Source organism: Streptomyces sp. NBC_00289 (genome assembly GCF_041435115.1).
Taxonomy (GTDB): Bacteria; Actinomycetota; Actinomycetes; order Streptomycetales; family Streptomycetaceae; genus Streptomyces.
The window spans coordinates 8,084,596-8,110,667 of the sequence record NZ_CP108046.1 but is presented as its reverse complement, the minus strand read 5'-3'; the positions used below and the strand labels follow the sequence as shown (position 1 = coordinate 8,110,667).

Annotated in this window: 26 protein-coding genes; 10 read left to right on the top strand and 16 right to left on the bottom strand. The window is 71.4% G+C overall.

The features are described from left to right. Window positions 1-311: 311 nt before the first annotated feature. A complete protein-coding gene (locus OG985_RS36710; protein WP_371672688.1) occupies window positions 312-962 on the bottom strand; it encodes an HAD family hydrolase in 651 nt (216 codons plus the stop codon). A 69-nt stretch (window positions 963-1,031) separates the two neighbouring features. Here OG985_RS36710 and OG985_RS36705 point away from each other — a divergent pair, with 69 nt between their 5' ends. Beyond that, window positions 1,032-1,391, top strand: coding sequence for a hypothetical protein (locus tag OG985_RS36705; RefSeq protein ID WP_371672687.1), 360 nt, complete (start codon window positions 1,032-1,034; stop codon window positions 1,389-1,391). A gap of 1 nt (window position 1,392) precedes the next feature. After that, the gene (locus tag OG985_RS36700) at window positions 1,393-1,836 is read left to right on the top strand and encodes a hypothetical protein (RefSeq protein WP_371672686.1); all 444 of its coding nucleotides are present in this window, start codon (window positions 1,393-1,395) and stop codon (window positions 1,834-1,836) included. Window positions 1,837-1,842: 6 nt separating this feature from the next. Here OG985_RS36700 and OG985_RS36695 read toward each other — a convergent pair whose 3' ends face one another. From OG985_RS36695 to OG985_RS36685, 3 genes are all read right to left on the bottom strand, one after another. After that, window positions 1,843-2,340: a GNAT family N-acetyltransferase gene (locus tag OG985_RS36695; RefSeq protein ID WP_371672685.1), complete on the bottom strand. Its 498-nt coding sequence runs from the start codon at window positions 2,338-2,340 to the stop codon at window positions 1,843-1,845. Window positions 2,341-2,384: 44 nt separating this feature from the next. Beyond that, window positions 2,385-2,891: an RNA polymerase sigma factor gene (locus tag OG985_RS36690; RefSeq protein WP_371674595.1), complete on the bottom strand. Its 507-nt coding sequence runs from the start codon at window positions 2,889-2,891 to the stop codon at window positions 2,385-2,387. Window positions 2,892-2,965: 74 nt separating this feature from the next. Then, the gene (locus OG985_RS36685) at window positions 2,966-4,150 is read right to left on the bottom strand and encodes a glycerophosphodiester phosphodiesterase (protein WP_371672684.1); all 1,185 of its coding nucleotides are present in this window, start codon (window positions 4,148-4,150) and stop codon (window positions 2,966-2,968) included. 359 nt (window positions 4,151-4,509) lie between these two features. On the opposite strand from OG985_RS36685, the gene OG985_RS36680 reads away from it, so the two are divergent. After that, window positions 4,510-5,181, top strand: coding sequence for a lysophospholipid acyltransferase family protein (locus OG985_RS36680; protein WP_371674594.1), 672 nt, complete (start codon window positions 4,510-4,512; stop codon window positions 5,179-5,181). Between the two features lie 482 nt (window positions 5,182-5,663). On the opposite strand, the gene OG985_RS36675 is transcribed toward OG985_RS36680, so the two are convergent. From OG985_RS36675 to OG985_RS36655, 5 genes are all read right to left on the bottom strand, one after another. Next, window positions 5,664-7,217 (bottom strand): MFS transporter, encoded by a 1,554-nt coding sequence (locus OG985_RS36675; protein ID WP_371672683.1) that lies wholly within the window; start codon window positions 7,215-7,217, stop codon window positions 5,664-5,666. Then, on the bottom strand, window positions 7,214-7,765 hold the full coding sequence (locus tag OG985_RS36670) for a TetR/AcrR family transcriptional regulator (protein WP_371672682.1): 552 nt from the start codon (window positions 7,763-7,765) through the stop codon (window positions 7,214-7,216). The genes OG985_RS36675 and OG985_RS36670 overlap by 4 nt, the downstream gene beginning before the upstream one ends. A 117-nt stretch (window positions 7,766-7,882) precedes the next feature. Continuing rightward, a complete protein-coding gene (locus OG985_RS36665; protein WP_371672681.1) occupies window positions 7,883-8,854 on the bottom strand; it encodes an aldo/keto reductase in 972 nt (323 codons plus the stop codon). 76 nt (window positions 8,855-8,930) lie between these two features. Next, entirely contained in the window at window positions 8,931-10,364 is a 1,434-nt protein-coding gene (gene argH / locus OG985_RS36660) for an argininosuccinate lyase (protein ID WP_371672680.1), read from the bottom strand. A gap of 102 nt (window positions 10,365-10,466) precedes the next feature. Further along, window positions 10,467-11,660 carry an argininosuccinate synthase gene (locus tag OG985_RS36655; protein ID WP_371672679.1) on the bottom strand — a complete coding sequence of 398 codons (1,194 nt, stop codon included), beginning with the start codon at window positions 11,658-11,660 and terminating at the stop codon, window positions 10,467-10,469. Window positions 11,661-11,874: 214 nt separating this feature from the next. Here OG985_RS36655 and OG985_RS36650 point away from each other — a divergent pair, with 214 nt between their 5' ends. Further along, entirely contained in the window at window positions 11,875-12,723 is an 849-nt protein-coding gene (locus OG985_RS36650; protein WP_371672678.1) for a hypothetical protein, read from the top strand. Between the two features lie 124 nt (window positions 12,724-12,847). After that, a complete protein-coding gene (locus OG985_RS36645) occupies window positions 12,848-13,435 on the top strand; it encodes a pyridoxamine 5'-phosphate oxidase family protein (RefSeq protein ID WP_371672677.1) in 588 nt (195 codons plus the stop codon). Between the two features lie 8 nt (window positions 13,436-13,443). Here OG985_RS36645 and OG985_RS36640 read toward each other — a convergent pair whose 3' ends face one another. Together OG985_RS36640 and OG985_RS36635 are read right to left on the bottom strand one after the other, a co-directional pair. Then, window positions 13,444-14,904 carry a sensor histidine kinase gene (locus tag OG985_RS36640; RefSeq protein ID WP_371674593.1) on the bottom strand — a complete coding sequence of 487 codons (1,461 nt, stop codon included), beginning with the start codon at window positions 14,902-14,904 and terminating at the stop codon, window positions 13,444-13,446. A gap of 113 nt (window positions 14,905-15,017) precedes the next feature. Further along, a complete protein-coding gene (locus OG985_RS36635; protein ID WP_371672676.1) occupies window positions 15,018-15,758 on the bottom strand; it encodes a response regulator transcription factor in 741 nt (246 codons plus the stop codon). A 160-nt stretch (window positions 15,759-15,918) separates the two neighbouring features. Here OG985_RS36635 and OG985_RS36630 point away from each other — a divergent pair, with 160 nt between their 5' ends. From OG985_RS36630 to OG985_RS36610, 5 genes are all read left to right on the top strand, one after another. Then, a complete protein-coding gene (locus tag OG985_RS36630) occupies window positions 15,919-17,280 on the top strand; it encodes a ferric reductase-like transmembrane domain-containing protein (RefSeq protein ID WP_371672675.1) in 1,362 nt (453 codons plus the stop codon). Window positions 17,281-17,368: 88 nt separating this feature from the next. Beyond that, window positions 17,369-17,830: an FMN-binding protein gene (locus OG985_RS36625; protein ID WP_371672674.1), complete on the top strand. Its 462-nt coding sequence runs from the start codon at window positions 17,369-17,371 to the stop codon at window positions 17,828-17,830. A gap of 76 nt (window positions 17,831-17,906) precedes the next feature. Continuing rightward, a complete protein-coding gene (locus tag OG985_RS36620; RefSeq protein WP_371672673.1) occupies window positions 17,907-19,289 on the top strand; it encodes a ferric reductase-like transmembrane domain-containing protein in 1,383 nt (460 codons plus the stop codon). 28 nt (window positions 19,290-19,317) lie between these two features. Beyond that, the gene (locus OG985_RS36615; RefSeq protein WP_371672672.1) at window positions 19,318-20,124 is read left to right on the top strand and encodes an FMN-binding protein; all 807 of its coding nucleotides are present in this window, start codon (window positions 19,318-19,320) and stop codon (window positions 20,122-20,124) included. After that, on the top strand, window positions 20,117-20,917 hold the full coding sequence (locus OG985_RS36610) for an FAD:protein FMN transferase (protein ID WP_371672671.1): 801 nt from the start codon (window positions 20,117-20,119) through the stop codon (window positions 20,915-20,917). Before OG985_RS36615 ends, OG985_RS36610 begins: the two co-directional genes overlap by 8 nt. Before the next feature lie 199 nt (window positions 20,918-21,116). On the opposite strand, the gene OG985_RS36605 is transcribed toward OG985_RS36610, so the two are convergent. The 5 genes from OG985_RS36605 to argC form a co-directional block, all read right to left on the bottom strand. After that, a complete protein-coding gene (locus tag OG985_RS36605) occupies window positions 21,117-21,656 on the bottom strand; it encodes an arginine repressor (RefSeq protein ID WP_371672670.1) in 540 nt (179 codons plus the stop codon). A 19-nt stretch (window positions 21,657-21,675) separates the two neighbouring features. Further along, window positions 21,676-22,872, bottom strand: coding sequence for an acetylornithine transaminase (locus OG985_RS36600; protein ID WP_371672669.1), 1,197 nt, complete (start codon window positions 22,870-22,872; stop codon window positions 21,676-21,678). Next, a complete protein-coding gene (argB, locus tag OG985_RS36595; RefSeq protein ID WP_371672668.1) occupies window positions 22,869-23,780 on the bottom strand; it encodes an acetylglutamate kinase in 912 nt (303 codons plus the stop codon). The genes OG985_RS36600 and argB overlap by 4 nt, the downstream gene beginning before the upstream one ends. Next, on the bottom strand, window positions 23,777-24,931 hold the full coding sequence (gene argJ, locus OG985_RS36590; protein WP_371672667.1) for a bifunctional glutamate N-acetyltransferase/amino-acid acetyltransferase ArgJ: 1,155 nt from the start codon (window positions 24,929-24,931) through the stop codon (window positions 23,777-23,779). The genes argB and argJ overlap by 4 nt, the downstream gene beginning before the upstream one ends. Before the next feature lie 85 nt (window positions 24,932-25,016). Further along, a complete protein-coding gene (gene argC, locus OG985_RS36585) occupies window positions 25,017-26,045 on the bottom strand; it encodes an N-acetyl-gamma-glutamyl-phosphate reductase (protein WP_371672666.1) in 1,029 nt (342 codons plus the stop codon). Window positions 26,046-26,072: the final 27 nt, after the last annotated feature.

The following is a 26,072-nucleotide window of genomic DNA, read 5'->3' as shown; positions in this document are numbered from 1 at the left end:
GCGGGAAAAAGGAGGGAGAGGAGAACAAGTGCGCGTGGGGTCCCACGCCGTTCGGGCGGTGGGGGCGGCTCGGTCACGTACGGCGTTCGGCGCACGGACATGCCACGGCGTCTCGCTTCGGGGCGCGAGGCTCGAGGTGGTGCAGGGGCCCTCTAGAAGGCGCGCATTCGACACATACAACGAGCACCGGGCGTCAGGGTCGCCTCGGTCGCAAGGGTGCGGCAGCTCGTGGTGGTCATGCGATCAGTAAACCAGACGTACGGTCCTTACATGCTTCCGCTGTCCGCATACTGGACAGCGGCGGACGCGTGTCAGGCGCGGACGGAGACCTCCACTCCGGCGCCGGTGACCAGTGCGGACAGGGCCGACAGGTCCGCCACCACCAGGTCCGCGAGCAGTTCGTGGGCCTGGTGGGTAGTGGCCAACGCCACGGTGGTCATTCCGGCCGCGCGGCCCGCCTGAAGTCCGGCCGGAGCGTCCTCGAAGACGACACAGCGGGCCGGGTCGACTCCCAGTCGGCGGGCGGCGAGCAGGTAGGGCTCGGGGTCCGGCTTGCCGCGTGTGACGTCGTCGGCGGCGATCAGGGTCTTGGGCAGGATGCCGACGGCGTCGAGTCTGGCCTCGGCGAGCCTGCGGGTGGCGGAGGTGACGACGGCCCACCGGTCGGCGGGCAGCGAGTCGAGGAAGTCCCTGGTGCCGGGGAGCAGGTGCACTCCCCCGTTGGGTACGTCGTCCACCTCGAGCTGCTCGATCCGCGCGACGGCCGCCGGCACGATCTCGGCGGGCAGCAGGTCGGCGGCTATCTCCGCGGCCGTCCGCCCGTGCAGTTCGACGCGCCCGAACTCCTCGGCGGTGATGCCGTACTCCCCGGCCCACTGCGTCCAGCAGCGGTCCACGGAGGCGAGGGAGGAGACAAGGGTGCCGTCGTTGTCGAACAGGAGGGCTTCAGCGCGGATCTTCATGCCCTCGACCCTACGGTGCGTCCCGGGGTCGGCGGCGTCGGGCCTTTTGGCCCGTAATAGGGTCGCCGCATGCTTGCCGCCCTGACGCTCGTGACCGGCGTCGCCGCCCTTCTGCTCGCCGCCTGGTGCGGCTGGGCCGCCTACCGTGACCAGCCGACGAAGGACTGGCACTTCATCGGGATGGGCGTGGTCTCGTTGCTGGCCGTGGTCCAGCTGGTGATCGGGATCGTGCAGCTGGCGCGGGGCGAGAAGCCGGAGCAGGGCACGACGATCTTCGTGGCGTATCTGCTGGGGGCGGTCGCGTGCGTTCCGGCGGTGGCGTTCATGTCCTTGGCGGAGCGCACCCGCTGGGGCTCGGTGACGGCCGCCGCCGGCGGTGTGGTGCTCGCCGTTCTGGAGGTGCGGCTCTATGACATCTGGGGAAACTGAGATGACCGCCACGGAGGAGAAGCCGGTGAAGCCCGCGAGGACACGGCTGATCAGCGGGCCCGGGATGCTGCTGGTGTGGCTGTACGGCGTGATGGTCGTCGGTGCCGTGTCGCGGTCGGCGGTGCAGATCTCGACCCACTTCGACCACGCCCCGCTCGCCTACTCGCTGTCCGCGGTGGCGGGCCTCGTCTACGGCTTCATCACCTACTCGCTGGTGCGGGGCGGTGAGACGGCCCGCAGGGCGGCCGTGGTGTGCTGCGCCGCCGAGTTGCTCGGTGTGCTGGCCGTGGGCACATGGACGCTGGTCGAGCCGTCCGCGTTCCCGGACTCGACCGTGTGGACGGACTTCGGGATGGAGTACGTCTTCATCCCGGTGCTGCTGCCGTTGTCGGCCCTGTACTGGCTTCGCAGGGCCCGCACCCAGCAGCAGCCGGACGCCTCGTGAGCAACCTCAGGCCGTAGCCGCGTACGTCCCCGCCGGCTTCTCCAGGACGATCATCGGGACGCCGTCGGCACCCTTGGACGTGCCCACCGTCTGGTAACCGACCCGGCGGTACAGACGGAGGTTGCCCTCGCTGCGGTGGCCGGTGTGCAGGCGGAACCTGGTGGCACCGCGCTCCTCCGCGAGAGCCGACTCCGCCGCCCGGAGAAGGCGCGCGCCGATGCCGTGCCCCTGAAGGCGGGGGTGCACGCAGAGTTTGCCGATGGCGGCCGCGCCGTCCTCGGTGACGCTGCCGCGCACGGAGCCCACCACCTCGTCACCCAGCCGCGCGACGAAGACGCAGTCCCCGGTCACCTCCGCGCGGACCGAGTCCAGCGTCTGGAGGAGCGGGTCGATGCGGTAGTTGCCGTACAGCGCCGCCTCGCTCTGGAAGCACAGGTACTGCAGCCTGAAGATCTGCTCCACATCCTGCTCGGTCGCCGCCGAGATGGTCACGCTCATGCCCATGTGCGCACGCCTCCCGCTCACCTGATCGCCTGTTGTCCTCACCTCTATCCCCGCCCTCCGCGGGCCGCAACCTCCGGCGTGAGCAAACGACGCAGACATCCCAGGCATCTGGAACGTTCCGGGCCAAGACTGCCCTGTGACATACCCAACTCACCCGCGATCTCGCGGTACGTGAGGTCCTTCGGCGAGAGCAGGGCCTCCATCAGACGGGGACAGCGACCCGGCAGCCGGCGCACGGCGTCCCGGAGGGTGCGGCGGCGGGCGGCGGCGAGGGCCAGCTGCTCGGGACCGGGAGCGCCGTGGTCGGTGGGCTCGGTCTCGTAGGGGCGTTCGAGTCGGGTGGTACGGCGGCTGCGGCGCACCTCGGACCGGACGGTCCGGCGCAGCCAGCCCTGCGGGTCGACGGGCGGACCGTCGGAGTCGAGGCGCTCCAGCAGGCGGAGCCAGACCGCCTGTTCGAGGTCGCCAGGATCGGTTCCGGAGGCATATGCCTCGGCGGAGGCCTCGGCGCTGAGCAGGGGGCGCAGGGTGGAAACCAGGTCGTGCGTCATATGCGGCACGACGCCACCATCCGGGCCACGGGTTGCCCGGACGGCCGACTGTCACCCCAACCGGGTCCAGGCGCTCAGCCGTTGACGAAGTCCTCGCGGGCCAGCAGACCGGTGTCGGCGTTGTCGGTGAAGACGCCGTCGATGCCGGTCGCGAAGTACGCCTTGAAGGCGCCGAAGACGTCGCCGTAGCCGTCCGGGTCCGTGCCCTTGCGGAACTCCGCGGGCAGGAAGGGGTTCTCGTTGCGCATGGTGTACGGGTGCAGGATCAGTCCCCGCTTGTGCGCGTCGGCGACGAGGGTGGTCGGCGTGGTGAGGTTGCCGTTCGCGTCCTTCGGGATGACCAGGTCCAGCGTCGGGCCGATGCCCTGCGCGTAGCCGGCGATCTCCCTGAGGCCCTTCGGGGTGATCAGGTCGGCGACCGTGCGGGGGTCGCCCGTCTCGACGAAGTCCCAGGGGCGGCTGCTCGCGGTGGAGAGCAGGACGACCAGGGGGTTGTCGACGAGCTCGTTCAGCCGCTGGATGCCGGTCGGCTCGAAGGACTGGAGGACCACCGGCGAGTTCCGCCGGTCCTTGCCGTACTTGCGCAGCAGTTTGGCGACCCGCTCCTCCAGGCCCAGGCCCAGCTTGCGGAAGTAGGTGGGGTGCTTGGTCTCGGGGTAGATCCAGACCTGCCTGCCCCGCTTGCGGGTCTGCTCGTCCTGCCAGCGCAGCACCTCCTCGAAGGTGGGGATCTCCCAGCGGCCGTCGTAGAGGGTGTTGTGCGGACGGTTGGCCGGGATCCGCTCGACGGCGCGCAGGGTCTTCAGCTCCGCGAGGGTGAAGTCCTCGGTGAACCAGCCGGTGGTGGAGACACCGTCGAGGACCTTGGTGGTCCGGCGGCCGGCGAACTCCGGATGGTCCGCGACGTTCGTGGTGCCGCCGATCTCCGGCTCGTGACGGCACACCAGGTGGCCGTCCCTGGTGGGCACCAGGTCACCGGCCTCGACGATGTCGGCGCCCAGGTCCAGGGCGAGCTGGTACGAGCCGAAGGTGTGCTCCGGCCGGTAGCCGCTGGCGCCGCGGTGGCCGATGATCGTCGGCACCGGCAGGCTCTTCAGTCCCCCGCCGCCGGGCCTGGCCTCGGCCGCTCTCGCCGTGCCGGACAGTCCGAGGACCGTTCCGCCCGCGCCGAGCACCGCCGCGCCGAGGAGTGCCCGGCGTCCGGTCCCGCGGGACTGTTCCTGCGACTCCTGCGGTTCCTGCGACTGCTGCGTTCCCATGGCCGGCTCCTGCCGTCGACTCGTCAGTGCGGGCCGATGGTAGGTGCGGGTCCATGACCGGCGGGAGACCTCCGACGGAACACGCGGGTGACTCGTGATGTCACCTGGGAACGGACGTCTGACGACACGTCGGCATCGGCGCGGCGGTGCGGGGTACGCGTCTGCCGACGGGGAGAATCGCGACCTGTGTCACACCGTTCCGGACGGGTTACCGGCGCGCGACGGCGTGGCACCGCAGGTAAACCCGCGTCAACAGTGCGTAAGACCTGGGTGAACCCGATGTGCAAGACCCCCCGGACCGCGAGTAATGTCCTCACCTGCACAGACTCATACAGAATCCCTTGACACCGGAGGACCCGTTGTCCCGCTTCGCGCTCATCAAGGCAGTGCTCGGACCGATCATGCGCCTGATGTTCCGCCCCCGGGTGGAAGGCGTGGAGCACATCCCGGGCGACGGTCCGGTCATCCTGGCCGGCAACCACCTCACGTTCATCGACTCGATGATTCTTCCGCTGGTGTGCGACCGGCAGGTCTTCTTCATCGGCAAGGACGAGTACGTCACCGGCAAGAGCCTCAAGGGACGGCTCATGGCCTGGTTCTTCATCGGCGTCGGCATGATCCCGGTGGACCGCGACGGCGGCCGGGGCGGTGTGGCCGCGCTGATGACCGGCCGGCGGATCCTCGAGGAGGGCCGGGTGTTCGGCATCTACCCCGAGGGCACGCGTTCGCCCGACGGCCGTCTGTACCGGGGCCGCACCGGCATCGCCCGGCTCACGCTGATGACCGGTGCGCCGGTCGTTCCCTTCGCGATGATCGGTACGGACAAGTTGCAGCCGGGGGGTGCGGGGATGCCGCGTCCTGGACGGGTCACCGTTCGGTTCGGTGAGGCGATGGAGTTCTCCCGGTACGAGGGGATGGACCGGGACCGGTACGTGCTGCGGGCGGTTACGGACTCCGTGATGGCGGAGGTCATGCGGCTGTCCGGGCAGGAGTACGTGGACATCTACGCGACCAAGGCGAAGGCGGCGTAACGCCGCCGGCGGCCGTTCTGCGGCTGCGGGTGCGGTGTGGCTGGTCGCGCCGTTCCCCGCGTCCCTTCAGGTCGGCTGGTCAGCCGTGGGATTGAAAGCCTGACCCCATGGTTGTGCCTGGCGGCGGCCGTTCCCTGGCTGCGGGTGCGTTGTGGCTGGTCGCGCCGTTCCCCGCGCCCCCATCGGTTGGCTGGTCGGCCGTTGGGCTGACCGCAGCCGTGGCCTCGTGGTGTGCCTGGCGGCGGCCGTTCTCTGGCTGCGGGTGCGTTGTGGCTTGTCGCGCCGTTCCCCGCGCCCCTTCGGGTTGGCTGGTCAGCCGTGGGACTGAGGGACTGGGCCCATGGTTGTGCCTGGCGGCGGCCGTTCCCTGGCTGCGGGTGCGTTGTGGCTGGTCGCGCCGTTCCCCGCGCCCCCATCGGTTGGCTGGTCGGCCGTGGGATTGAGGGCATGGGCTCCTGTTGGTGCCTGGGGCTGGGGCGGTTTCATGTCGGCTGGTCAGCTGTTGGTTTGGAGGCTGGGTGGCTGTCCAGGTGTTGGTTTCGGAGCATGAACCAGGCTGCTGTCGCTGTGGCCAGGAGGACCGCGGCGCCGGTGGCCGAGGCCAGGGTCAGGCCTTCGGTGAAGGCCTCTCGGGCTGAGGACAGCATGGCCTGGCCGGTGGCCGGCGGCATGGCGGTCGCCGCCTCGAGCGCTCCGCCCAGGGACTCGTGCGCTCCGGCCGGGGTGCCCGCCGGGGCGGTGAAGCCGCTGTACACACCGGTCACGATCGAGCCGAGGACGGCGATGCCCAGGGCCGCGCCCAACTCGTAGGCCGTCTCCGACACGGCGGACGCGGCGCCTGCCTGTTCCTTGGGGACGGATCCGAGGATCACGTCGGCGGTCACGGTGAAGGAGAGACCCGCGCCCACGCCGACGAACAGCAGCGCGGTCCCGAGCAGGGGGTAGCCGGTGGACTGGTCGAGGACCGTGAGCGACGCCAGCGCGAGGCCGATCGCCGCCAGACCGCCGGACACGGCGGCCCGTACCGAGAAGCGGCGGGCCGCGTGGCCGGCGACCAGGCCGGCCACCACCGCGCCGACGGCGGCCGGCAGTTCGGCCAGGCCTGCTTCGAACGGGGGCCTGCCCTGGACGAGTTGCAGGTACTGGGAGAGGAAGAAGACCAGGCCGGACAGGCCGAGGACGGTCAGCAGGTCGGCCAGGACCGCTCCGCTGAAACCACGGTTGCGGAACAGACGCATGTCGAGCAGCGGGGCCGGCAGGGTCAGCTGACGGCGTACGAAGCCGTACAGCGCGGCCGCGCCCAGCAGGCCCACGGCCGACGACTCCCAGGTGATGCCGTGGGTGGCGGCCTCCTTGACCACGTAGACGACGCCGATCATGCCGACCAGAGACATGACGACGCTCGGCAGGTCCCACGGGCCGGGGTTCGGGGTGCGTGACTCCGGCAGCAGCCGGATACCGACGAGGACGAGGACCACCATCACCGGAAGGTTGATCAGGAAGACCGAGCCCCACCAGAAGTGCTCGAGCAGGAAGCCGCCGACGATGGGCCCGATGGCCGTGCCCGCGGACGCGGTGGCACCCCAGATGCCCACGGCGAGGCTGCGTTCGCGCGGGTCGTGGAAGAGGTTGCGGATCAGGGCGAGTGTGGCCGGCATCAGGGTCGCGCCGGCGACACCCAGCAGTGCCCGGGCCGCGATCATCATCTCCGGCGTCGTCGCGTAGGCGTTGAGGACGGATATCGCGCCGAACGCCGTCGCGCCGACGAGCAGGATCCGCTTGCGGCCGATGCGGTCGCCGAGACTGCCCATGGAGACGAGCAGGCCGGCGATGACGAAGGAGTAGACGTCACCGATCCACAGGAGCTGGGTGCCGGAGGGCTTGAGGTCCTCGCTGATGTAGGGGGTCGCGAGACCGAGGACGGTCGCGTCGACGGCCACCAGCAGCACGGCGAGCACGAGGACGGACAGCGCGAGCCAGCGACCCGGACGCGTCACCGCCTCGGTCGTGTCGGCCGGCTGCAGGGTGCTGGTCATGGTTCCTCTCTTCGCAGTGCGCCGCCGAGCAGCAGCTCGGCGATCATGTGGGTGAAGTCCTTGCGGGCGACGCGGCCCTCCGCGACCGCCCAGGCGCCGGAGGCCATCAGGCCGTAGAGCGCCTCGGTGAGCCAGGCCGGGGTGAGGTCGATGCGGAACTCGCCGCTCGTCTGGCCGCGCCGGAACAGGTCGGAGATACGGGTGTCCAGGCGGGCCCAGCCCTCGTTCTGCTCCTCGCCCTCGAACAGCTGGTTCTCGGTGTAGAGGAAGGCGAGCAGTCCGGCGGCGGGTTCGAGTTCCTTCAGGAACCTGCGCAGGGCCTCCTGGGCCGGGCCGTCGTCGAGCCGGGCGGCGGCCACCGCGGCCTCGCACTCGGCGATGCCGAGCGACTCCAGCGCCCGTACGAGCGCGTCGCGTCCGGCGAAGTGGCGGTGCAGTGTGGCCCGGCTGATCCCGGCGGCCTTCGCGACCTCGTCCATGGTCGCGGTGGATTTGCGGGTCAGCAGGGCCGCGGAGGTGCGCAGCACGTGGTCACGATCGACAGCCATGAGACAAGCTTAGTCCATATGAGACATTGATGTCTCATACTGGGCATGCCTGCCTCATGGCTGGAGCTCAGGACTCGGTGCCGTGTGCCGTACGACACGCGTAGTGTGCCGTGTCGCTCAGTGCCAGGGCAGACTGCCGCGCCGCTCCCAGTAGGCGCGCGGGTCCTCGGCCAGCGCGGCGAGCCGGGCGGCCTGGTCCTCGTCGAGGTCGACCACCGCCGCGTGCAGGTTGGAGGCGAGCTGGCCGGTGGTGGCGGCGCCGGAGAGCACGACGCCGGCCCAGGGTTCGCGCAGGATCAGGGCGAGGGCGACCGCGTCGCAGCCCAGGGAGGTCTCCTCGGCCACCGCCTTCAGGGCGTCGGGCGCCTGCGGGCCGGCGAGGCGCCCGTTGGCCATGCCCTCCTTGACGATCACGGTGAGGCCGGCGTCGTGGGCCTCGGCGAGGGCGGGCCCCGCCGAGGTCTCCAGGGCGTTGAACGTCGACTGGACGGTACGGAAGAGGGGCTCGCCGTCGACCGTCACGGCGAGGGCGGCACGGATGGCGTCGGCCTGTGCGGGGCCGCTGGTGGAGAACCCGATGCTCAGGCCCCGCGCGGCCGCTTCCGCCAGCTTGGCGTGCAGTTCCTTGTCGGTGAGCGCCGGGCTGTCCGGGGTCACCGAGTGGATCTGGTAGAGGTCCAGCCGGTCGCCGAGCAGTTCCGCCGTCTCGGCGCGCTGCCTTTCGTACGTCTCGGCGCTGTGGTCCTTGACCTCGTGCCGCTCGGCGTCGGTGGACCAGCCCGCGGTGTAGGTGTAGCCCCATTTGCTGCCGACGACGACGTCCTCGATCTCGGAGCGGGCGTTCAGCCAGTCGGCGAGAAACTCCTCCGAACGACCGTAGGAGCGGGCCACGTCGAAGTAGCGGACGCCCTGGGCGTAGGCGGCGTCGAGGAGTTCGTGGGTGCGGGCGCGCAGGGCGCCGACGCTGCGGTCGGCCGGGAGGTCCCGCTCACGGCCGAGGTTGATGTAGCCGGGTCGGCCGACCGCGGCGAGCCCCAGGCCGAGATGGCAGGTGGGAGTCGTCGCTGAGGAAAGTCGGGCGAAGGGCATCACGGGCTCCGTTCGGTCGGCTCCGGTACGGCTTCCGACCAACCTAACCCGCGATGCCCCTGGTACACCCGACCTGCTAGTTCTTGTCCTTCGCGGTGGCCCACCGGTGCTGCGCCGCCACGTCGGCCTTCGCGTCGGCGAGTTGCACGGCGACCGCGCTGGGCGCCGTACCGCCGCGGCCGTCGCGGGAGGCGAGCGCGCCGCGGACGTTGAGGACGGAGCGGACCTCGGGGGTCAGGTGGGCGGAGATCTTGGCGAACTGCTCGTCGGTCAGGCCGTCGAGTTCCTTGCCCTCCGCCTCGGCGACCTTCACGCACTCGCCGGCCACCTCGTGCGCGACACGGAACGGCACGCCCTGCTTGACCAGCCACTCGGCGATGTCGGTGGCGAGCGAGAAACCGGCCGGGGCCAGCTCCTCCATGCGCTCGCGGTGCACGGTGAGGGTCGCCATCATGCCGGTGAAGGCGGGCAGCAGGACCTCCAGCTGGTCACAGGAGTCGAAGACCGGCTCCTTGTCCTCCTGGAGATCGCGGTTGTACGCGAGCGGAAGGGCCTTGAGCGTGGCGAGCAGCCCGGTGAGGTTGCCGATCAGACGGCCCGACTTGCCGCGCGCCAGCTCCGCGATGTCCGGGTTCTTCTTCTGCGGCATGATCGACGAGCCGGTGGAGAAGGCGTCGTGCAGGGTGACGAAGGAGAACTCCTTCGTGTTCCAGATGATGATCTCCTCGGCGATCCGGGAGAGGTTCACGCCGATCATGGCGGTGATGAAGGCGAACTCCGCGACGAAGTCACGGGAGGCCGTGCCGTCGATGGAGTTGGCGACGCTGCCGTGCTCGAAGCCGAGGTCCTTGGCGACCGCCTCGGGGTCGAGGCCGAGGCTGCTGCCGGCCAGAGCGCCGGAGCCGTACGGGGAGACCGCCGTCCGCTCGTCCCACTGACGCAGCCGCTCGGCGTCCCGGGACAGGGCCTGGACGTGGGCGAGGACGTGGTGGGCGAAGAGGACCGGCTGGGCGTGCTGGAGGTGGGTGCGGCCGGGCATCGCCACGTCCGGGTGCGCCTCGGCCAGGCCGGTGAGCGCGTCCTGGAGGTCGGCGATCAGGCCGCCGATGATCCGGGCATGGTCGCGCAGGTACATCCGGAACAGGGTCGCGACCTGGTCGTTGCGGGAGCGGCCCGCGCGGAGCTTGCCGCCGAGGTCGGGGCCGAGGTGCCCCAGGAGTCCGCGCTCGAGGGCGGAGTGGACGTCCTCGTCGGCGATGGTGCCGGTGAACTCGCCCGAGGCGACCTCCGCCTCGAGCCGGTCGAGCCCGGCGAGCATCCGGGTCAGCTCGTCCTCGGTGAGGAGGCCGGCCTTGTGCAGGACGCGCGCGTGGGCACGCGAACCGGCGATGTCGTAGGGCGCGAGCCGCCAGTCGAAGTGGACGGACGCGGACAGCTTCGCCAGGGCCTCGGCGGGACCGTCGGCGAAACGGCCGCCCCAGAGCCGTACGTCACCGCTGTTGCTGCTCACTCGCTGCGCTCCTCGAAGGTGGTGGATGTGCCGCCGCCTCCCTGCCGACCGACGGTCAGGGAGGCGGCGTTCACGCTACTGGTTGCGCGGGACGGCTGCCGCTCACGCCAGGTCCCGCCGGGCGGCGATCTTCGACGACAGGCTGTAGATGTCGATGAAGCCCTTGGCCGCGGCCTGGTCGAACGAGTCGCCCGTGTCGTAGGTGGCGAGGTCGAAGTCGTAGAGCGACGTCTCGGAGCGCCGGCCGGTGACGACGGCGCGGCCGCCGTGCAGGGTCATCCGGATGTCGCCGTTGACGTGCCGGCTGGCCTCGTCGATGAAGCCGTCCAGGGCGCGCTTGAGCGGGGAGAACCACTGGCCGTCGTAGACCAGTTCGCCCCAGCGCTGCTCCACCTGCCGCTTGTAGCGGGCGAGTTCGCGCTCGACGGTGACGTTCTCGAGCTCCTGGTGGGCGGTGATCAGGGCGATCGCGCCCGGGGCCTCGTACACCTCGCGGGACTTGATGCCCACGAGCCGGTCCTCGACCATGTCGATCCGGCCGATGCCCTGGGCGCCGGCGCGCTCGTTGAGCTGCTGGATGGCCTGGAGCACGGTGACGGGCCTGCCGTCGACGGCGACCGGGGCGCCCGCCCTGAAGGTGATGACCACCTCGTCGGCCTCGCGCGCGGTGGCCGGGTTCGAGGTGTACTCGTAGATGTCCTCGATCGGGGCGTTCCAGATGTCCTCCAGGAAACCCGTCTCCACGGCGCGCCCGAAGACGTTCTGGTCGATGGAGTACGGGGACTTCTTGGAGGTCGCGATCGGGAGCCGCTTCTCCTCGCAGAACGCGATCGCCTTGTCGCGGGTCATCGCGTAGTCGCGGACCGGGGCGATGCACCTGAGGTCGGGGGCGAGGGCGACGATGCCGGCCTCGAAGCGGACCTGGTCGTTGCCCTTGCCGGTGCAGCCGTGGGCGACCGTGGTGGCGCCGTGCTTCTGGGCGGCGGCGACGAGGTGCTTGACGATCGTCGGCCGGGAGAGCGCCGAGACCAGCGGATAGCGGTCCATGTAGAGGGCGTTGGCCTTGATCGCCGGGAGGCAGTACTCGTCGGCGAACTCGTCCCTGGCGTCCGCGACCTCGGCCTCCACGGCGCCGCACGCGAGGGCGCGCTTGCGGATGACGTCGAGGTCCTCGCCGCCCTGGCCGACGTCGACCGCGACGGCGATGACCTCGGCGCCCGTCTCCTCGGCGATCCAGCCGATGGCGACGGAGGTGTCCAGACCGCCTGAGTAGGCGAGTACGACGCGCTCGGCCACGGGGTTCTCCTCACAGTGCGTTCGCTGACATGCATGAGTATGCAGGAGTCTGCATGATTCGTCAATCGAGCCCTCTCGACGAGGAGTGTGTGAAGGAATTTCGAGGAGCCGTTGAACGCGTGAAACCGCTTTCCCGTACCTCTCGCCAGACGCAGGCGCCGCGTTTGTCAACCAAGTCACCCCCGTCACCTCTCGACCCGAGTGAGGCATCCGCATGTCCAGGGCCCTTCCGAAGTACAACAAGCGTCGTATCGCGGTCATCGGCGGCGCCGCCGCGGTAGCGCTGACCGGCGCGGTGGTCGTCAACTCCGCACTCGCCGGGGAGACGCCCAAGAGCAGCGACACCGCGAAGACGCTCGCCAGCCCCGGCACGATCAGCTGCCCGGACGTGGCCTCGCAGCTGCCCGCGATCCCCGCCTCCGCGCAGGCCGAGGTGACACGCAACCTCACCCTGCTCGACACCCAGATCGCCGAGGCCAACAAGCGACTGGTCGACACCGTCGGCCAGGGCGGCGCGAACTTCGTCCAGAACGCGATCCTCGGCCCGCTGAAGGACAAGCGCGTGGCCACGGTCAACCGCATCGCGACCGCGATCGGCCGTACGGCGGCCAAGCCGACCGGGCTGGACGCGCTGGCGCCCTGCGCCCTGAACGCGGGCGGCGTCGACACCGGCGGGGCCACGAACACCGCGGCCGCCACGCCGAGCGCGGCGGCGACCGCCTCCCAGCAGGCCGGCGGGAACGCGGGCGACACCGGCAACGCGGGTGCCGCGGGCACGATCAGCTGCCCGGACGTGGCCTCGCAGCTGCCCGCGATCCCCGCCACCGCGCAGGCCGAGGTGACACGCAACCTCACCCTGCTCGACACCCAGATCGCCGAGGCCAACAAGCGACTGGTCGACACCGTCGGCCAGGGCGGCGCGAACTTCGTCCAGAACGCGATCCTCGGCCCGCTGGCGGACAAGCGGAAGTCGACCATCGACCGCATCGCGATCTCCATCGGCCGCACGGCGACCAAGCCGGCCGGTCTGGACTCGCTGGCCGCCTGCACGCTCGACAAGTGACGTGACAGGCGCTGTGGCCGCCCCGAGGAAGCGCCGGCCGGGGCGGCCGCGGACGGATCTCCGGTCCACCCGGAGCCCGTAATTCGTTAGACGCGCGAAACATCTGCGCCCATAATCCATGGGCATGGGAAAGACCTACGCCCGCCTCGACGGCCGGCTCCGCGCGTTCATCGAGGCCCAGCCGGTCTTCTTCGTCGCTTCCGCTCCCCTGTCCGGCGACGGCACGGTCAACCTCTCCCCCAAGGGCCTCACGGGCTCCTTCGTGATACTCGACGAGCACACCGTGGCCTACCTCGACTTCGCCGGTTCGAGCGCGGAGACCATCGCGCACCTGCGGGAGAACGGCCGGATCACCCTCATGTGGTGCGCCTTCCAGGGTCCGCCGAACATCGTCCGGGTGCACGGCCTCGGCGAGCCCGTCTTCCGCGACGACCCGCGTTTCGCGGAACTGCTCGACCACTTCCCGGACATCGACGCGACCCGGCACGGGCTGCGCGCCGTCATCGTCGTGACGGCCGAACTGATCCGTGACTCCTGTGGGTACGCCGTCCCCCACATGTCGTACGACGGTGACCGCGACCTGCACGCCAGACGCTTCGAGCGCGAGGACGACGACTCGCTCAGCGAGTACTTCGCCAGGAAGGACCACGTCGCGACGAGCCTGGACGGCCTCCCCGGGCTGCCGCTTCCGCTGCCGCCGTCCACGGTCTGAGCCATGCGTCACGGGGTGGCGGGCAGCCGCACCCCGAACGTCGTCGATCCCGGCCGGCTCTCCAGCGTCACGGTGCCTCCGTGGGCCTCCAGCACCGCCGCGACGATCGCAAGGCCCAGGCCGGCGCCCCCGCCGCCGCCCGGGCCCTTGGCCCGGCGGTCGGCTCTGGTGAAGCGTTCGAAGACGCCCGGGCGGATGTCCTCCGCGACGCCGGGGCCGTCGTCGTGGACGGCGAGGACGACCGCCGTACCGTCCCTCTCCAGGGACACCGTGACCTTCGTGCCGACGGGTGTGTGCGACCGGGCGTTCGCCAACAGGTTGGCCAGTGCCTGGTGGAGGCGGTGCTCGTCGCCGGTGACCGTCACCGGCTCCTCCGGGAGTTCCAGGGTCCAGCGGTGGCCGGGGCCGGCGGCGCGGGCGTCGGTGACCGCGTCGAGCACCAGGCGGGTGAGGTCGACGGGGGCGCGTTCCAGCGGGCGGCCCGCGTCCAGGCGGGCCAGCAGCAGGAGTTCGTCGACCATGGCGCTCATCCGGGACGACTCGGCGGTGATGCGTTCCAGGGCCCGGGTGACCTCCGGCGGCACCGGACCCGGGTGCAGCAGGGCGAGTTCGGCGTGGCCGCGGACCGAGGCGACCGGCGTGCGCAGTTCGTGACTGGCGTCGGCGGCGAACGTGCGCAACCGCTCCTGGCTCGCGTGGCGTTCGGTGAGCGCGTCCTCCACGTGGCCCAGCATGCGGTTGAAGGCGGCGGCGACCCGGCCCACCTCGCTGCGCGGGTCGGCATCGGGGGCGCGCGGCGGCAGCGCCACCTCGCCGCTGGCCAGCGGCAGTTCACTGACCCGGGTGGCGGTCGCGGCGACCCGGCTGAGCGGGCGCAGCGACCAGCGCACCCAGAGCGCGCCGACCACGCCGGTGAAGGTGAGGGCGGCGCCGAAGACGATGCCCGCGACCAGTTCGAGGCGGTGGACGGTGGCCTCGACCGGCTCCAGCGGCAGGCCGGTGATCATCACGTCGCCGTCGAGACCGTTCGTCGCCATGACCCGGTAGTCGTCCAGGGAGGAGATGTCCACGGTGTGCCCCCGGCCGTCGACCGGGACCGAGGCGAGCCGCCGCGCGTCCGCGGCGGTGAGCGGCACGGTGAGGATCGTGGCGGCGGCACCGGAAGGGACGACCGCCGCGTTGGTGACCGCGCCGTCGACCAGCCGGACGCCGAGCGTGCCGGCGGCCTGTCTGCGGGTGTCGCCGTGTTCGTCGCCGTCGTGGTCGTCGCGGCTGTCGGGCAGTTTCCCGTTGTGCTCCAGGCTCGCCGGGAAGCGGCTCCCGGTTTCGCTCAGCTGCTCGTCGAGCCGGCTGGTGAGGAAGCCGTCCAGCTCCAGTACGGCGGCCACGCCGACGGCGGCGCAGCTGGCGGCGAGCAGGACGACGAGGCCTACGGTGAGCCGGGCCCGCAGCGTGTGCGGGCGGGGCAGGTGCCGCGGCCACCACGCCTTCGCCCACCCCGCTCTCGCCCACCGCGCCGTCGCCGACCGTGCCCGCGCCCACGCCTCCGGCACCCGCCGCGCAGCCTCCGGCCGGCGGGCTCTCACCGGGACACCGGCTTCAGTACGTACCCGGCCCCGCGCACCGTGTGGATCATGGGCTCGCGGCCCGCGTCCACCTTCTTGCGCAGGTAGGAGATGTACAGCTCGACGACATGGGCGCGGCCGCCGAAGTCGTAGGACCAGACGCGGTCGAGGATCTGCGCCTTGCTCAGCACGCGCCGCGGGTTGCGCATCAGGAACCGCAGAAGCTCGAACTCGGTCGGGGACAGCTCGACCAGTTCGCCCGCGCGGGTCACCTCGTGCGCCTCCTCGTCCATGACCAGGTCGCCCACGATCAGCCGCGGTCCCTCCTCCAGCTGCCGGGCCATGCCCGCACGGCGCAGCAGCCCGCGCAGCCTGGCGACGACCTCCTCCAGGCTGAAGGGTTTGGTGACGTAGTCGTCGCCGCCCGCCGTGATGCCCGCGATGCGGTCCTCCACTCCGTCCCGCGCGGTGAGGAAGAGCACGCAGACCTCGGGCCGTACCGCGTGCAGGGAGCGCAGCACGGCGAAGCCGTCGGTGTCCGGGAGCATCACGTCCAGCACCACGGCGTCCGGCTCCAGCTCACGGGCCGCGGTGACCGCCGAGGCTCCGTCACCGGCCGCGCGGACCTGCCAGCCCTCGTAGCGCAGGGCGCCGGACAGCACCTCCGCGAGGTCGGGGTCGTCGTCGACGACGAGGACGCGCAGGGGCGTGCCGTCGGGGCGGGTGAGGGCGGGGCGGCCGGAGCGGGTGGTGTTCATCGCCTCTCCAGGATCACCCCTCGCCGTGGCGGCCGGTGCCACCCCCGGCTCTGAGTTTCCTCTGAGTGCGCTCGGCGGGGGGCCGGTTCAGAGCGTGCTGAGAGGTTCCGCCCGCACAGTTGCGTTCCGGACGGGACATGGACGGAGAAGGGACGCACACATGACCACCCTGTACGAGCGGCGGGCGGCGCCGCCGGTACCGCCGGTGCCGCCCGCCGCCCGCCGCTCCCCCGCCGGCCCGCTGCTCGCCCTGCTGTGGGCCGGGGCCGCGGCCGCGCTCGCGGCCTGGTGGCTGAACGCCGACTCGGTGGTCGGCACGGCCGGCTGGCTGACGAACGCGGGACGGATCGCCGGGCTGCTGTGCGGATACGCCTGCGCCGTGCTCGTCGGGCTGATGGCCCGGGTGCCTGTGCTGGAACGCCGGATCGGCTCCGACCGGGTCACCCGCTGGCACGCGATGGCGGGCCGGTACACGGTCTGTCTGCTGGTGGCGCACATCGTGCTGATCCTCGCCGGGTACGCCGCCCAGGACGGCGCGTCGTTCGTGCACGAGACGCTCACCGTGGTCCTGGACTATCCGGAGATGCTGAAGGCGACCGTCGGCACGCTGATCCTCTTCGCGGCCGGCATCACCTCGGCACGTGCCGTACGGCGGCGGCTCGGCCACGAGCTCTGGTACCACGTGCACCTGCTCACCTATGCCGCGGTCTTCCTCAGCTTCTTCCACCAGGTCCAGCTGGGCACCGACCTCACGGGCGGCGGGGTCGCCCAAGCCGCCTGGTACGCGCTGTACCTGGGGGTCGCGGCGCTGGTCGTGTGGTTCCGCGTCCTCGCCCCCGTGCGGCTGAACCTGCGGCACCGGCTGCGGGTCGAGTCGGTGCACCGGGAGGCGGCGGGCGTGTGGTCCGTCGTCGTACGCGGGCGGCGGCTGGACCGACTCGGGGCACGGGCGGGGCAGTTCTTCCGCTGGCGGTTCCTCACCGAGGGCATGCGGTGGACCTCCACGCCGTACTCCCTGTCGGCGCCGCCCCGGCACGACCTGATGCGGATCACGGTCAAGTCGCTGGGCGACCACAGCGCGGCGATCCCCCTGCTGCGGCCGGGGACCCGGGTGTGGGCGGAGGGTCCGTACGGCTCCCTGACCGCCGACCGGCGCACCGCGCCGAAGTCGCTGCTGATCGGCGGCGGCGTCGGCATCACCCCGCTCCGCGCCCTGTTCGAGACCCTGCCGGGCGAGGTCACCCTGCTGTACCGGGCGAGCAGGGCCGAGGACCTGGCCCTGGGGGGCGAGCTGGAGGCCATCGCGCGGTGGCGCGGCGCGAGGGTGCTGTACGCGCTGAACGGGGCGGACGGGCGGCGCCCGAGCTTCACCGCCGGGTCCCTGCGCGAAACCGTCCCCGACCTCGCGGCGCACGACGTCTACCTCTGCGGGCCGCACGGTTTCGCCCGCGACCTGTACGAGGCGTTGCGCGCGGCCGGTGTTCCGGACCGCCGTATCCACCACGAGTCGTTCGAGCTCTGAGGACCGCCGAAACCGTGACAGCCACGAGAACGGTGACAGCCGCGAGAACCGTCAGAGCTGTGAGGCAGAGAACTGTGAGGCCGGAGAAGTGCACGCGTTGAAGAAGAACCGTCCGCTGCGCCGCATCGTGCTGGCGAGCGCCGCGACCGTCTCCGGGATGGTGCTGCTGCTGTCCCTGAAGCCGCACTCGACGCCACAGGTCGCCGTGACCGCCCCGTCGACCGCTCCGTCCGGCGGTTCGACCAGTGGCTCCGGCAGCGGCTCGAGCACCGGAACGAAAAGCGTCACCGGGGACACGGTCCAGACCCGCTGGGGCCCCGTCCAGGTCCGTATCACCCTCAAGAACGGCAAGCTCACCGAGGTGACGGCCGTCACCTACCCGACGGAGAACCCGCGGGACCAGGAGATCAACAGCTACGCCATCCCCCGGCTGCGCGCCGAGGCCCTCACCGCGCAGAGCGCCTCGATCGACACCGTCTCGGGAGCCACCTACACGAGCGACGGTTACCGCCAGTCACTCCAGTCCGCACTGGACTCGGCCGACAGCTGAACACACGGCCGTCGCGGCACGTATCTGAGGACCGAGGGACCACGCCACCCCCCTTGCCCCCGTCCCCGGAGGAATCGTGACCACGACGCTCGCAGGCGGCCGCGCCGCCCGCCGCCAGACGATGCGCCGCATCCGCCCGCGCCGCTCACCGGCGACCATCCTGCTGATCGCCGTCTGGGCCGGCGCGGCCGGCGTGCTGTGGTTGTGGTGGCACAACACCGCGTCCATTCCCGACGACAACGGCAAGATCCTCAACGCGGGCCGGATCACCGGCCTGCTGGCCGGCTACCTGATGGCGCTCGTCGTGCTGCAGATGGCCCGGGTGCCCGCGCTGGAACGCCGGGTCGGCTCCGACCGGGTCGCCCGCTGGCACGCCATGAGCGGCCGGTACACGCTCTGCCTGGTCCTCGCCCACGTCTTCCTGACCATGTGGGGCTACGCCCTGCAGGCCGGCAAGTCGCTCGGCGACATCGTCCAGCAGACGACCGACTCCATCAACCAGCTTCCCGACATGGGCAAGGCCGCCATCGGCACCGGCCTGCTGCTGCTCATCGGGCTGGTCTCGATCGGCGGGATCCGCCGCAGGATGCCGTACGACACCTGGTACCACGTGCACCTGATGACGTACGCGGCGGTGTTCCTGACGTTCTGGCACCAGCTGACGACCGGCAACGACTTCGCGGTCGAGCCGGTCGCCAAGACGGTCTGGTACGCGCTGTACGGAACGGTCACCGCGCTGGTGGTCTGGTACCGCATCCTCACCCCGATCCGGCTGAACCTCCGTCACCGGATGCGCGTCGAGGCGGTCATCGAGGAGACGCCGGGCATCGTGTCGGTGCTCATCGGCGGGCGGAAGCTGCACCGGATGGGCGCGGAGGCGGGCCAATTCTTCCGCTGGCGGTTCCTGGCGCCGGGCATGCGCTTCAGTTCGCACCCGTACTCGCTGTCGGCGGCGCCCCGCCCCGACATGCTGCGGATCACCGTGAAGGCGATCGGCGACCACAGCGCCAGGCTGCGCGAGCTGGCGCCCGGCACCAAGGTGTGGGCCGAGGGCCCGTACGGCGCGATGACGGCGAACCGGCGCAGCCGCGGCAAGGTGCTGCTGGTCGCGGGCGGTGTGGGCATCACCCCGATGCGGGCGCTGTTCGAGACGCTGCCCGGCGCGTCCGGCGACATCACGCTCCTCTACCGGGCCAACAGCACCCAGGACCTGGCCCTGTGGGACGAACTGGCCGCCATCGCCGACGAGCGCGGCGCCCGGCTCATGTACGCGGTCAACAGTCCGGACGGGGAACGCCCGGACATCTCCGCGGACAGCCTGCGCCGGAAGCTGCCGGACATCGACGACCACGACGTCTTCATGTGCGGGCCGAACGGTTTCGCACAGTCCGTTTACGAAGCACTGCGCGGCGCGGGGGTTCCCGCCCGCCGCATCCATCACGAGTCGTTCGAGATGTGAGCGACGGGACTTCAGGAGCTCAGACCAGATGAGGAAGAGTCACCCCATCCGGCGTGTCGTGCTGGCCACCGCCGCCACCGTGTCGGGAGTCGTGCTGCTGCTGTCGCTGAAGCCGGCGTCCGATCCGGCCTCAGCGGCCGCGGCGGGCGGCGCGGCCCCGCAACAGACCGCGGCGGCACAGGAGTCGGCGCAGGGCGGCGCGGAGGCGGCCGGGAACGGCACCGTCACCGGCGCCGTGGCGCAGACCCAGTACGGCCCGGTGCAGGTACGCCTGACCATGAGCGGCGGGAAGATAACCAAGGCGGAGGCCGTACAGGCCCCGAAGGGCGGGACCAGCGACCAGAAGACCGCGCTGTCCGTCCCCAAGCTCAACCAGCAGGCGGTCGCCGAGCAGAGCGCGGACATCGACACGGTGTCCGGGGCGACGTACACCAGCACCGGCTACAAGCAGTCCCTGCAGTCCGCGCTGGACAAGGCGCAGGCCTCCCAGCCCGCCGCGGGCGCCTCGCCGAGTGCCTCCGCCGGCTCGGGTGGCTCGAAGGGTTCGGGCGGCGCCCAGATCAGCCGCACCGTCACCGGCAGTGTCGCGCAGACGCAGTACGGGCCCGTCCAGGTCCGCATCACCGTCAGCGGCGGGAAGATCACGAAGGCCGAGACGATCCAGGCGCCCAAGGGCGGGACCAGCGACCAGAAGACGGCGCTGTCCGTCCCCAAGCTCAACCAGGAGGCGGTGGCCGCCGGCAGCGCGGACATCGACTCGGTGTCCGGGGCGACGTACACCAGCACCGGCTACAAGCAGTCCCTGCAGTCGGCACTGGACCAGGCCGGTGGCTGACACGGTGGCTGATCCTGCGGAAGCTCCCGCCGCGGTACGTCATGCGGAGGAGGTCATGGGGACGGTCTTCTCCTTCGACGTCCGCGGCGGGGAACCCGGTGTGGTGCAGGCGGCGCTTCAGGAGGCCGTGGCCGGGCTGCACCGGATCGACGAGGTGTTCAGCACGTACCGCGAGGACAGCCAGATCTCCCGGCTGGCCCGCGGCGAACTGACCGTCGAGGAGTGCGATCCGCTGGTCGCCGAGGCGCTGGCGCTGGGCGCCGAGGCGGAACGGGCCAGCGAGGGCTGGTTCAGCCTGCGCTACGAGGGTCGGCTCGACCCGACCGGCATCGTCAAGGGCTGGGCCGCCGAGCGCGCGGCCCGGCTCCTCGCGGCGGCGGGGGCGAGCGGGGTGAGTGTCAACGGGGGCGGCGACGTCCAGCTGCTCGGGACACCCGGCCCCCAACGGCCCTGGCGGGTCGGGGTGTCGGACCCGTTGCGGCCCGGCGGGCTGGCCGCGGTGATCTCCGCGGGCGGCACCGACGAACTGGCCGTCGCCACCTCCGGAACAGCCGAGCGCGGCGCCCACATCGTGGACCCGCGCACCGGCCGCTCCGCGGTCACCGACCTGGTCGCCGTGACCGTCGTCGCACCCGCACTGACATGGGCGGACTGCTGGGCGACGGCCGCCTTCGCGATGGGCTCACGCGAGGGTCTGGCCTGGCTGGAGTCCCTCCCGGGCGTCGAGGCCCTGCTGATCACGGCGGGCGACGAGGTGCGGTGCACCGGGGGGCTGGCCGCGCGGCTTGGGTGAGCCGCCGGTCGTTCAACGGTGTTGCCGCCTTCGCGTCGTCGTCCGGTCCGACTGGACAGCAGCAGCCCGTTTGGGTCGATGCGGTTGACGGGGCCGCCCTCGGCACAGAGGCAGGGGTTCTGGTCCTGGTGAAGCGGCCGATGGGCAGCCGGGCTGCGCATGGTCGCGCGTGCTGAGAGCAAGAAGACGACAGCGCGGGTCAGTGACCGTTCTGGGCCAGCCGCAGCAGGTGGTCCGCCAGCGCCTGTCCCCCGTCCGGATCCCGGCTGATCAGCAGCAGCGTGTCGTCACCGGCGATGGTGCCCAGGATGTCGTGCAGCTCCGCCTGGTCGATGGCCGAGGCCAGGAACTGCGCCGCCCCCGGTGGGGTGCGCAGGACCACGAGGTTCGCGGACGCCTCCGCGGAGATCAGCAGCTCCGCCGACAGGCGCCGCATCCGGTCCTCCTTCGCCGACCCGCCCAGCGGTGCGCGCGGGGTGCGGAAGCCGCCCTCGCTCGGTACCGCGTAGATGAGGTCGCCGTCGGTGTTGCGGATCTTCACCGCGTTCAGCTCGTCGAGATCCCGGGAGAGCGTCGCCTGGGTGACGGTCAGCCCGTCGTCGGCGAGGAGTTTCGCCAACTGGCTCTGGGAGCGGACCGGTTGCCGGTTGAGGATGTCCACGATCCGGCGGTGACGCGCGGTGCGGGTCTGCGGCAGGGCGGGCCCTGCGGTCTGCTCGTGATCCTGCGCCTGGCTCATCGTCGTCTCATTCCCCGCATCATCCGTCCCCGTTGGCCACGTCCAGGACGCCCGGGAGCGCCCGGAGGAGGGCGTCCACCTCGTCGTCGCCGAGATTCAGCGGCGGCATCAGCCGTACGACATCGGGGGCGGGCGCGTTCACCAGGAAACCGGCGTCCTGAGCCGCCTGCTGCACCTGCGGCGCGAGAGGCTCGGTGAGCACGATACCCAGCAGGAGACCCGCACCCCGGACATGGGCGATCAGCGGGTGCCCCATTGCCTCGATTCCGTCGCGCAGCTTCTCGCTCTGCCGCTTCACGTTCTCCAGCAGGCCCTCGGACGCGATGGTGTCGAGCACGGCCAGGCCCGCCGCGCAGGCCACCGGGTTGCCGCCGAAGGTCGTGCCGTGCTGACCGGGCTGAAGCAGTTCGGCCGCCCGGCCGAAGGCGACAGTGGCACCCAGCGGGAGTCCGCCGCCGAGCCCCTTCGCCAGGGTGACGACGTCCGGCAGGACACCCTCGTGCGCCTGGTACTCGAACCAGTGGCCGGTGCGGCCGATGCCGGTCTGCACCTCGTCGAGGACCAGCAGCGAACCGGAGGCGGCCGTGATCGCCCGGGCCGCCTTCAGGTAGCCGGCCGGGGGCACCACGACCCCGTTCTCGCCCTGGACGGGCTCGATGACGACCAGGGCCGTGTCCTCGGTGACCGCGGCGGCCAGTGCCTGCGCGTCGCCGTACGGCACGTGCGTCACCTCGCCGGGCAGCGGCAGGAAGGGCTCCCGCTTGCCGGGCTGGCCGGTGAGGGCGAGGGCGCCCATGGTCCGGCCGTGGAAGCCGCCCTCGGTGGCGACCATGTGGGTGCGCCCGGTGAGCCGGCCGATCTTGAAGGCGCCCTCGTTGGCCTCGGCGCCCGAGTTGCAGAAGTACACCTTGCCGTCGCGGCCGAAGTGCTGGAGGAGCCGCTCGGCGAGCGCGACGGGCGGTTCGGCGATGAAGAGGTTGGAGACGTGCCCCAGGGAGGCGATCTGCCGGCTGACCGCCTCGACGACCGCCGGGTGGGCGTGGCCGAGCGCGTTGACCGCGATACCGCCGACGAAGTCGACGTACTCCTTGCCCTCGGCGTCCCAGAGCCTGGCGCCCGCGCCACGGACGAGCGGGAGGCGCGGGGTGCCGTAGTTGTTCATCAGCGAACCCTGCCAGCGCTCGGTGAGCTCTGCGTTGGTCGCGGTCCCGGTCATCCGGCATCCCCCTCTTGCTCGTCGGGCACGACCATCGTGCCGATGCCCTCGTCGGTGAAGATCTCCAGCAGGATCGAGTGCTGGACCCGGCCGTCGATGACACGGGCGGTGTTCACTCCGCCGCGTACGGCGTGCAGACAGCCCTCCATCTTCGGCACCATGCCGGCCGACAGGTCCGGCAGCAGCTTCTCCAGCTGGGAAGCGGTGAGGCGGCTGATCACCTCGTCGCTGTGCGGCCAGTCCTCGTAGAGACCCTCGACGTCCGTGAGGACCATGAGGGTTTCGGCGCCCAGCGCCGCAGCGAGTGCCGCAGCAGCCGTATCAGCATTGACGTTGTAGACATGTCCGTCGTCCTGGCTCCGGGCGATCGAGGAGATGACCGGGATACGGCCGTCGGCGAGCAGTGCCTCGATCGCGCCCGTGTCGATCGCGGTGATCTCGCCCACCCGCCCGATGTCGACCAACTCGCCGTCGATCTCGGGCTGGTGCTTGGTGGCGGTGATGGTGTGCGCGTCCTCGCCGGTGAGACCGACGGCGAGCGGGCCGTGCTGGTTCAGCAGTCCCACCAGCTCGCGCTGGACCTGCCCGGCCAGCACCATCCGTACGACGTCCATGGCGTCCTCGGTGGTGACCCGCAGTCCGGCCTTGAACTCGCTGACGATGCCGTGCTTGTCGAGGGCGGCGCTGATCTGCGGGCCGCCGCCGTGCACCACGACCGGCTTGAGGCCGGCGTGGTGCAGGAACACGACGTCCTGCGCGAACGCGGCCTTCAGGTCCTCGTCGATCATCGCGTTGCCGCCGAACTTGATGACGACGGTCTTGCCGTTGTGCCGGACCAGCCAGGGCAGCGCCTCGATGAGGATCTGGGCCTTGGGCAGGGCGGTGTGTTTCCTGGTCACATTGCTCATGAGGAGTAGGCGCTGTTCTCGTGGACGTAGTCCGCGGTGAGGTCGTTGGTCCAGATGGTGGCGGTCTCGGCGCCGGCGGCGAGGTCGGCGACGACGTGCACCTCGCGGTAGCGCATGTCGACCAGGTCGCGGTCCTCGCCGACGCCTCCGTTCCTACAGACCCAGACACCGTTGATGGCGACGTTGAGCCTGTCGGGCTCGAAGGCGGCGGAGGTCGTGCCGATGGCGGACAACACGCGGCCCCAGTTGGGGTCCTCGCCGTGGATCGCGCACTTGAGGAGGTTGTTGCGGGCGATGGAGCGGCCCACCTCGACGGCGTCGGCCTCGCTCGCGGCGTTGATCACCTCGATCCTGATGTCCTTGCTGGCGCCCTCGGCGTCCCGGATCAGCTGCTGTCCGAGGTCGTCGCAGACGGTGCGTACGGCCGCGGCGAACTCGTCCTGGGCCGGGGTGACCCCGGAGGCGCCCGAGGCGAGCAGCAGCACCGTGTCGTTGGTGGACATGCAGCCGTCGGAGTCGACGCGGTCGAAGGTGACCGCGGTGGCGGCGCGCAGGGTCTTGTCCAGGGTGGCGCTGTCCAGGTCGGCGTCGGTGGTCAGCACGACGAGCATGGTGGCCAGGCCCGGGGCGAGCATGCCCGCGCCCTTGGCCATGCCGCCGACGGTCCAGCCGTCCCGGGTCACGACGGACGTCTTGTGGACGGTGTCGGTGGTCTTGATGGCGATGGCGGCCTTCTCACCGCCGTGCTCGCTCAGCGCCTCGGCCGCCGCCTCGACCCCCGGCAGCAGCTTGTCCATCGGGAGCAGGACACCGATGAGTCCGGTGGAGCAGACGGCGACCTCGGCCGCGCTGTGCCCGTCGAGCACCTCGGCGACCTTCTCGGCGGTGGCGTGCGTGTCCTGGAAGCCCTTCGGCCCCGTACAGGCGTTGGCGCCACCGGAGTTGAGGATCACGGCGGAGACCTGGCCGCCCTTGAGGACCTGCTCCGACCAGAGCACGGGCGCGGCCTTGACGCGGTTGGAGGTGAAGACGCCGGCGGCGGCGCGGCGGGGCCCGGTGTTGACCACGAGGGCCACGTCCGGGTTGCCGTTCTGCTTGAGTCCGGCGGCGATGCCCGCCGCCCGGAACCCCTGTGCTGCCGTGACGCTCACTGCATCTCCTCGTTCGCTTCTCCGCCCGCGCGGCGCGGCGGTGCGGCCTTCGTCGTCCGCGGCCCGGTGGCCGCGGGTGCGTCGCTCACGGTGCGACCCCGATCGTGGACAGCCCGGTGGTCTCGTCGAGCCCGAGGGCGATGTTCATGCTCTGGACGGCACCGCCCGCGGTGCCCTTGGTCAGGTTGTCGATGGCGCTGATCGCGATGATGCGGCCCGCGGCCTCGTCGTGTGCGACCTGCACCTGAACGGCGTTGGAACCGTAGACGGACGCCGTCGCGGGCCACTGCCCCTCGGGCAGCAGGTGGACGAAGGGCTCGTCGGCGAACGCCTTCTCGTAGGCGGCCCGCAGCACCTCGCCGGTGACCCCTTCGGCGGCCTTCGCGCTGCACGTGGCGAGGATGCCGCGGGGCATCGGCGCGAGGGTCGGCGTGAAGGAGACGGACACGGGCTCGCCGGCGGCCGCCGAGAGGTTCTGGATCATCTCGGGGGTGTGCCGGTGGACCCCGCCGACCCCGTACGGCGACATGGACCCCATGACCTCGCTGCCCAGCAGGTGGGGCTTGGCCGCCTTGCCCGCGCCGGACGTGCCGGACGCGGCGACGATCACGGCCTCGGCGGCGGCGAGCCCGGCCGCGTACGCCGGGAAGAGCGCGAGGGAGACGGCGGTCGGGTAGCAGCCGGGCACCGCGATGCGCTTGGACCCCTCCAGCGCGGCGCGGGCACCCGGCAGTTCGGGCAGGCCGTAGGGCCAGGTTCCGGCGTGCGGGGAGCCGTAGAACCGCTCCCAGTCGCCCGCGTCCTTCAGCCGGAAGTCGGCGCCCATGTCGACGACGAGGACGTCCGGGCCGAGCTGCTCGGCGACTGCGGCGGACTGGCCGTGCGGGAGTGCGAGGAAGACGACGTCGTGTCCGGCGAGGACGCCGGGGGTCGTCTCGGCGAGGACGCGGTCGGCCAGCGGCAGCAGGTGCGGCTGCAGTCCGCCGAGGCGCTGACCCGCGTTGGAGTTGCCGGTCAGGGCGCCGATCTCGACCTCGGGGTGAGACAGGAGCAGACGCAGGAGCTCTCCGCCCGCGTACCCGCTCGCTCCGGCCACTGCCGCACGTACCGCCATGGTATCCATCCTCCTCTTGGATGGCAT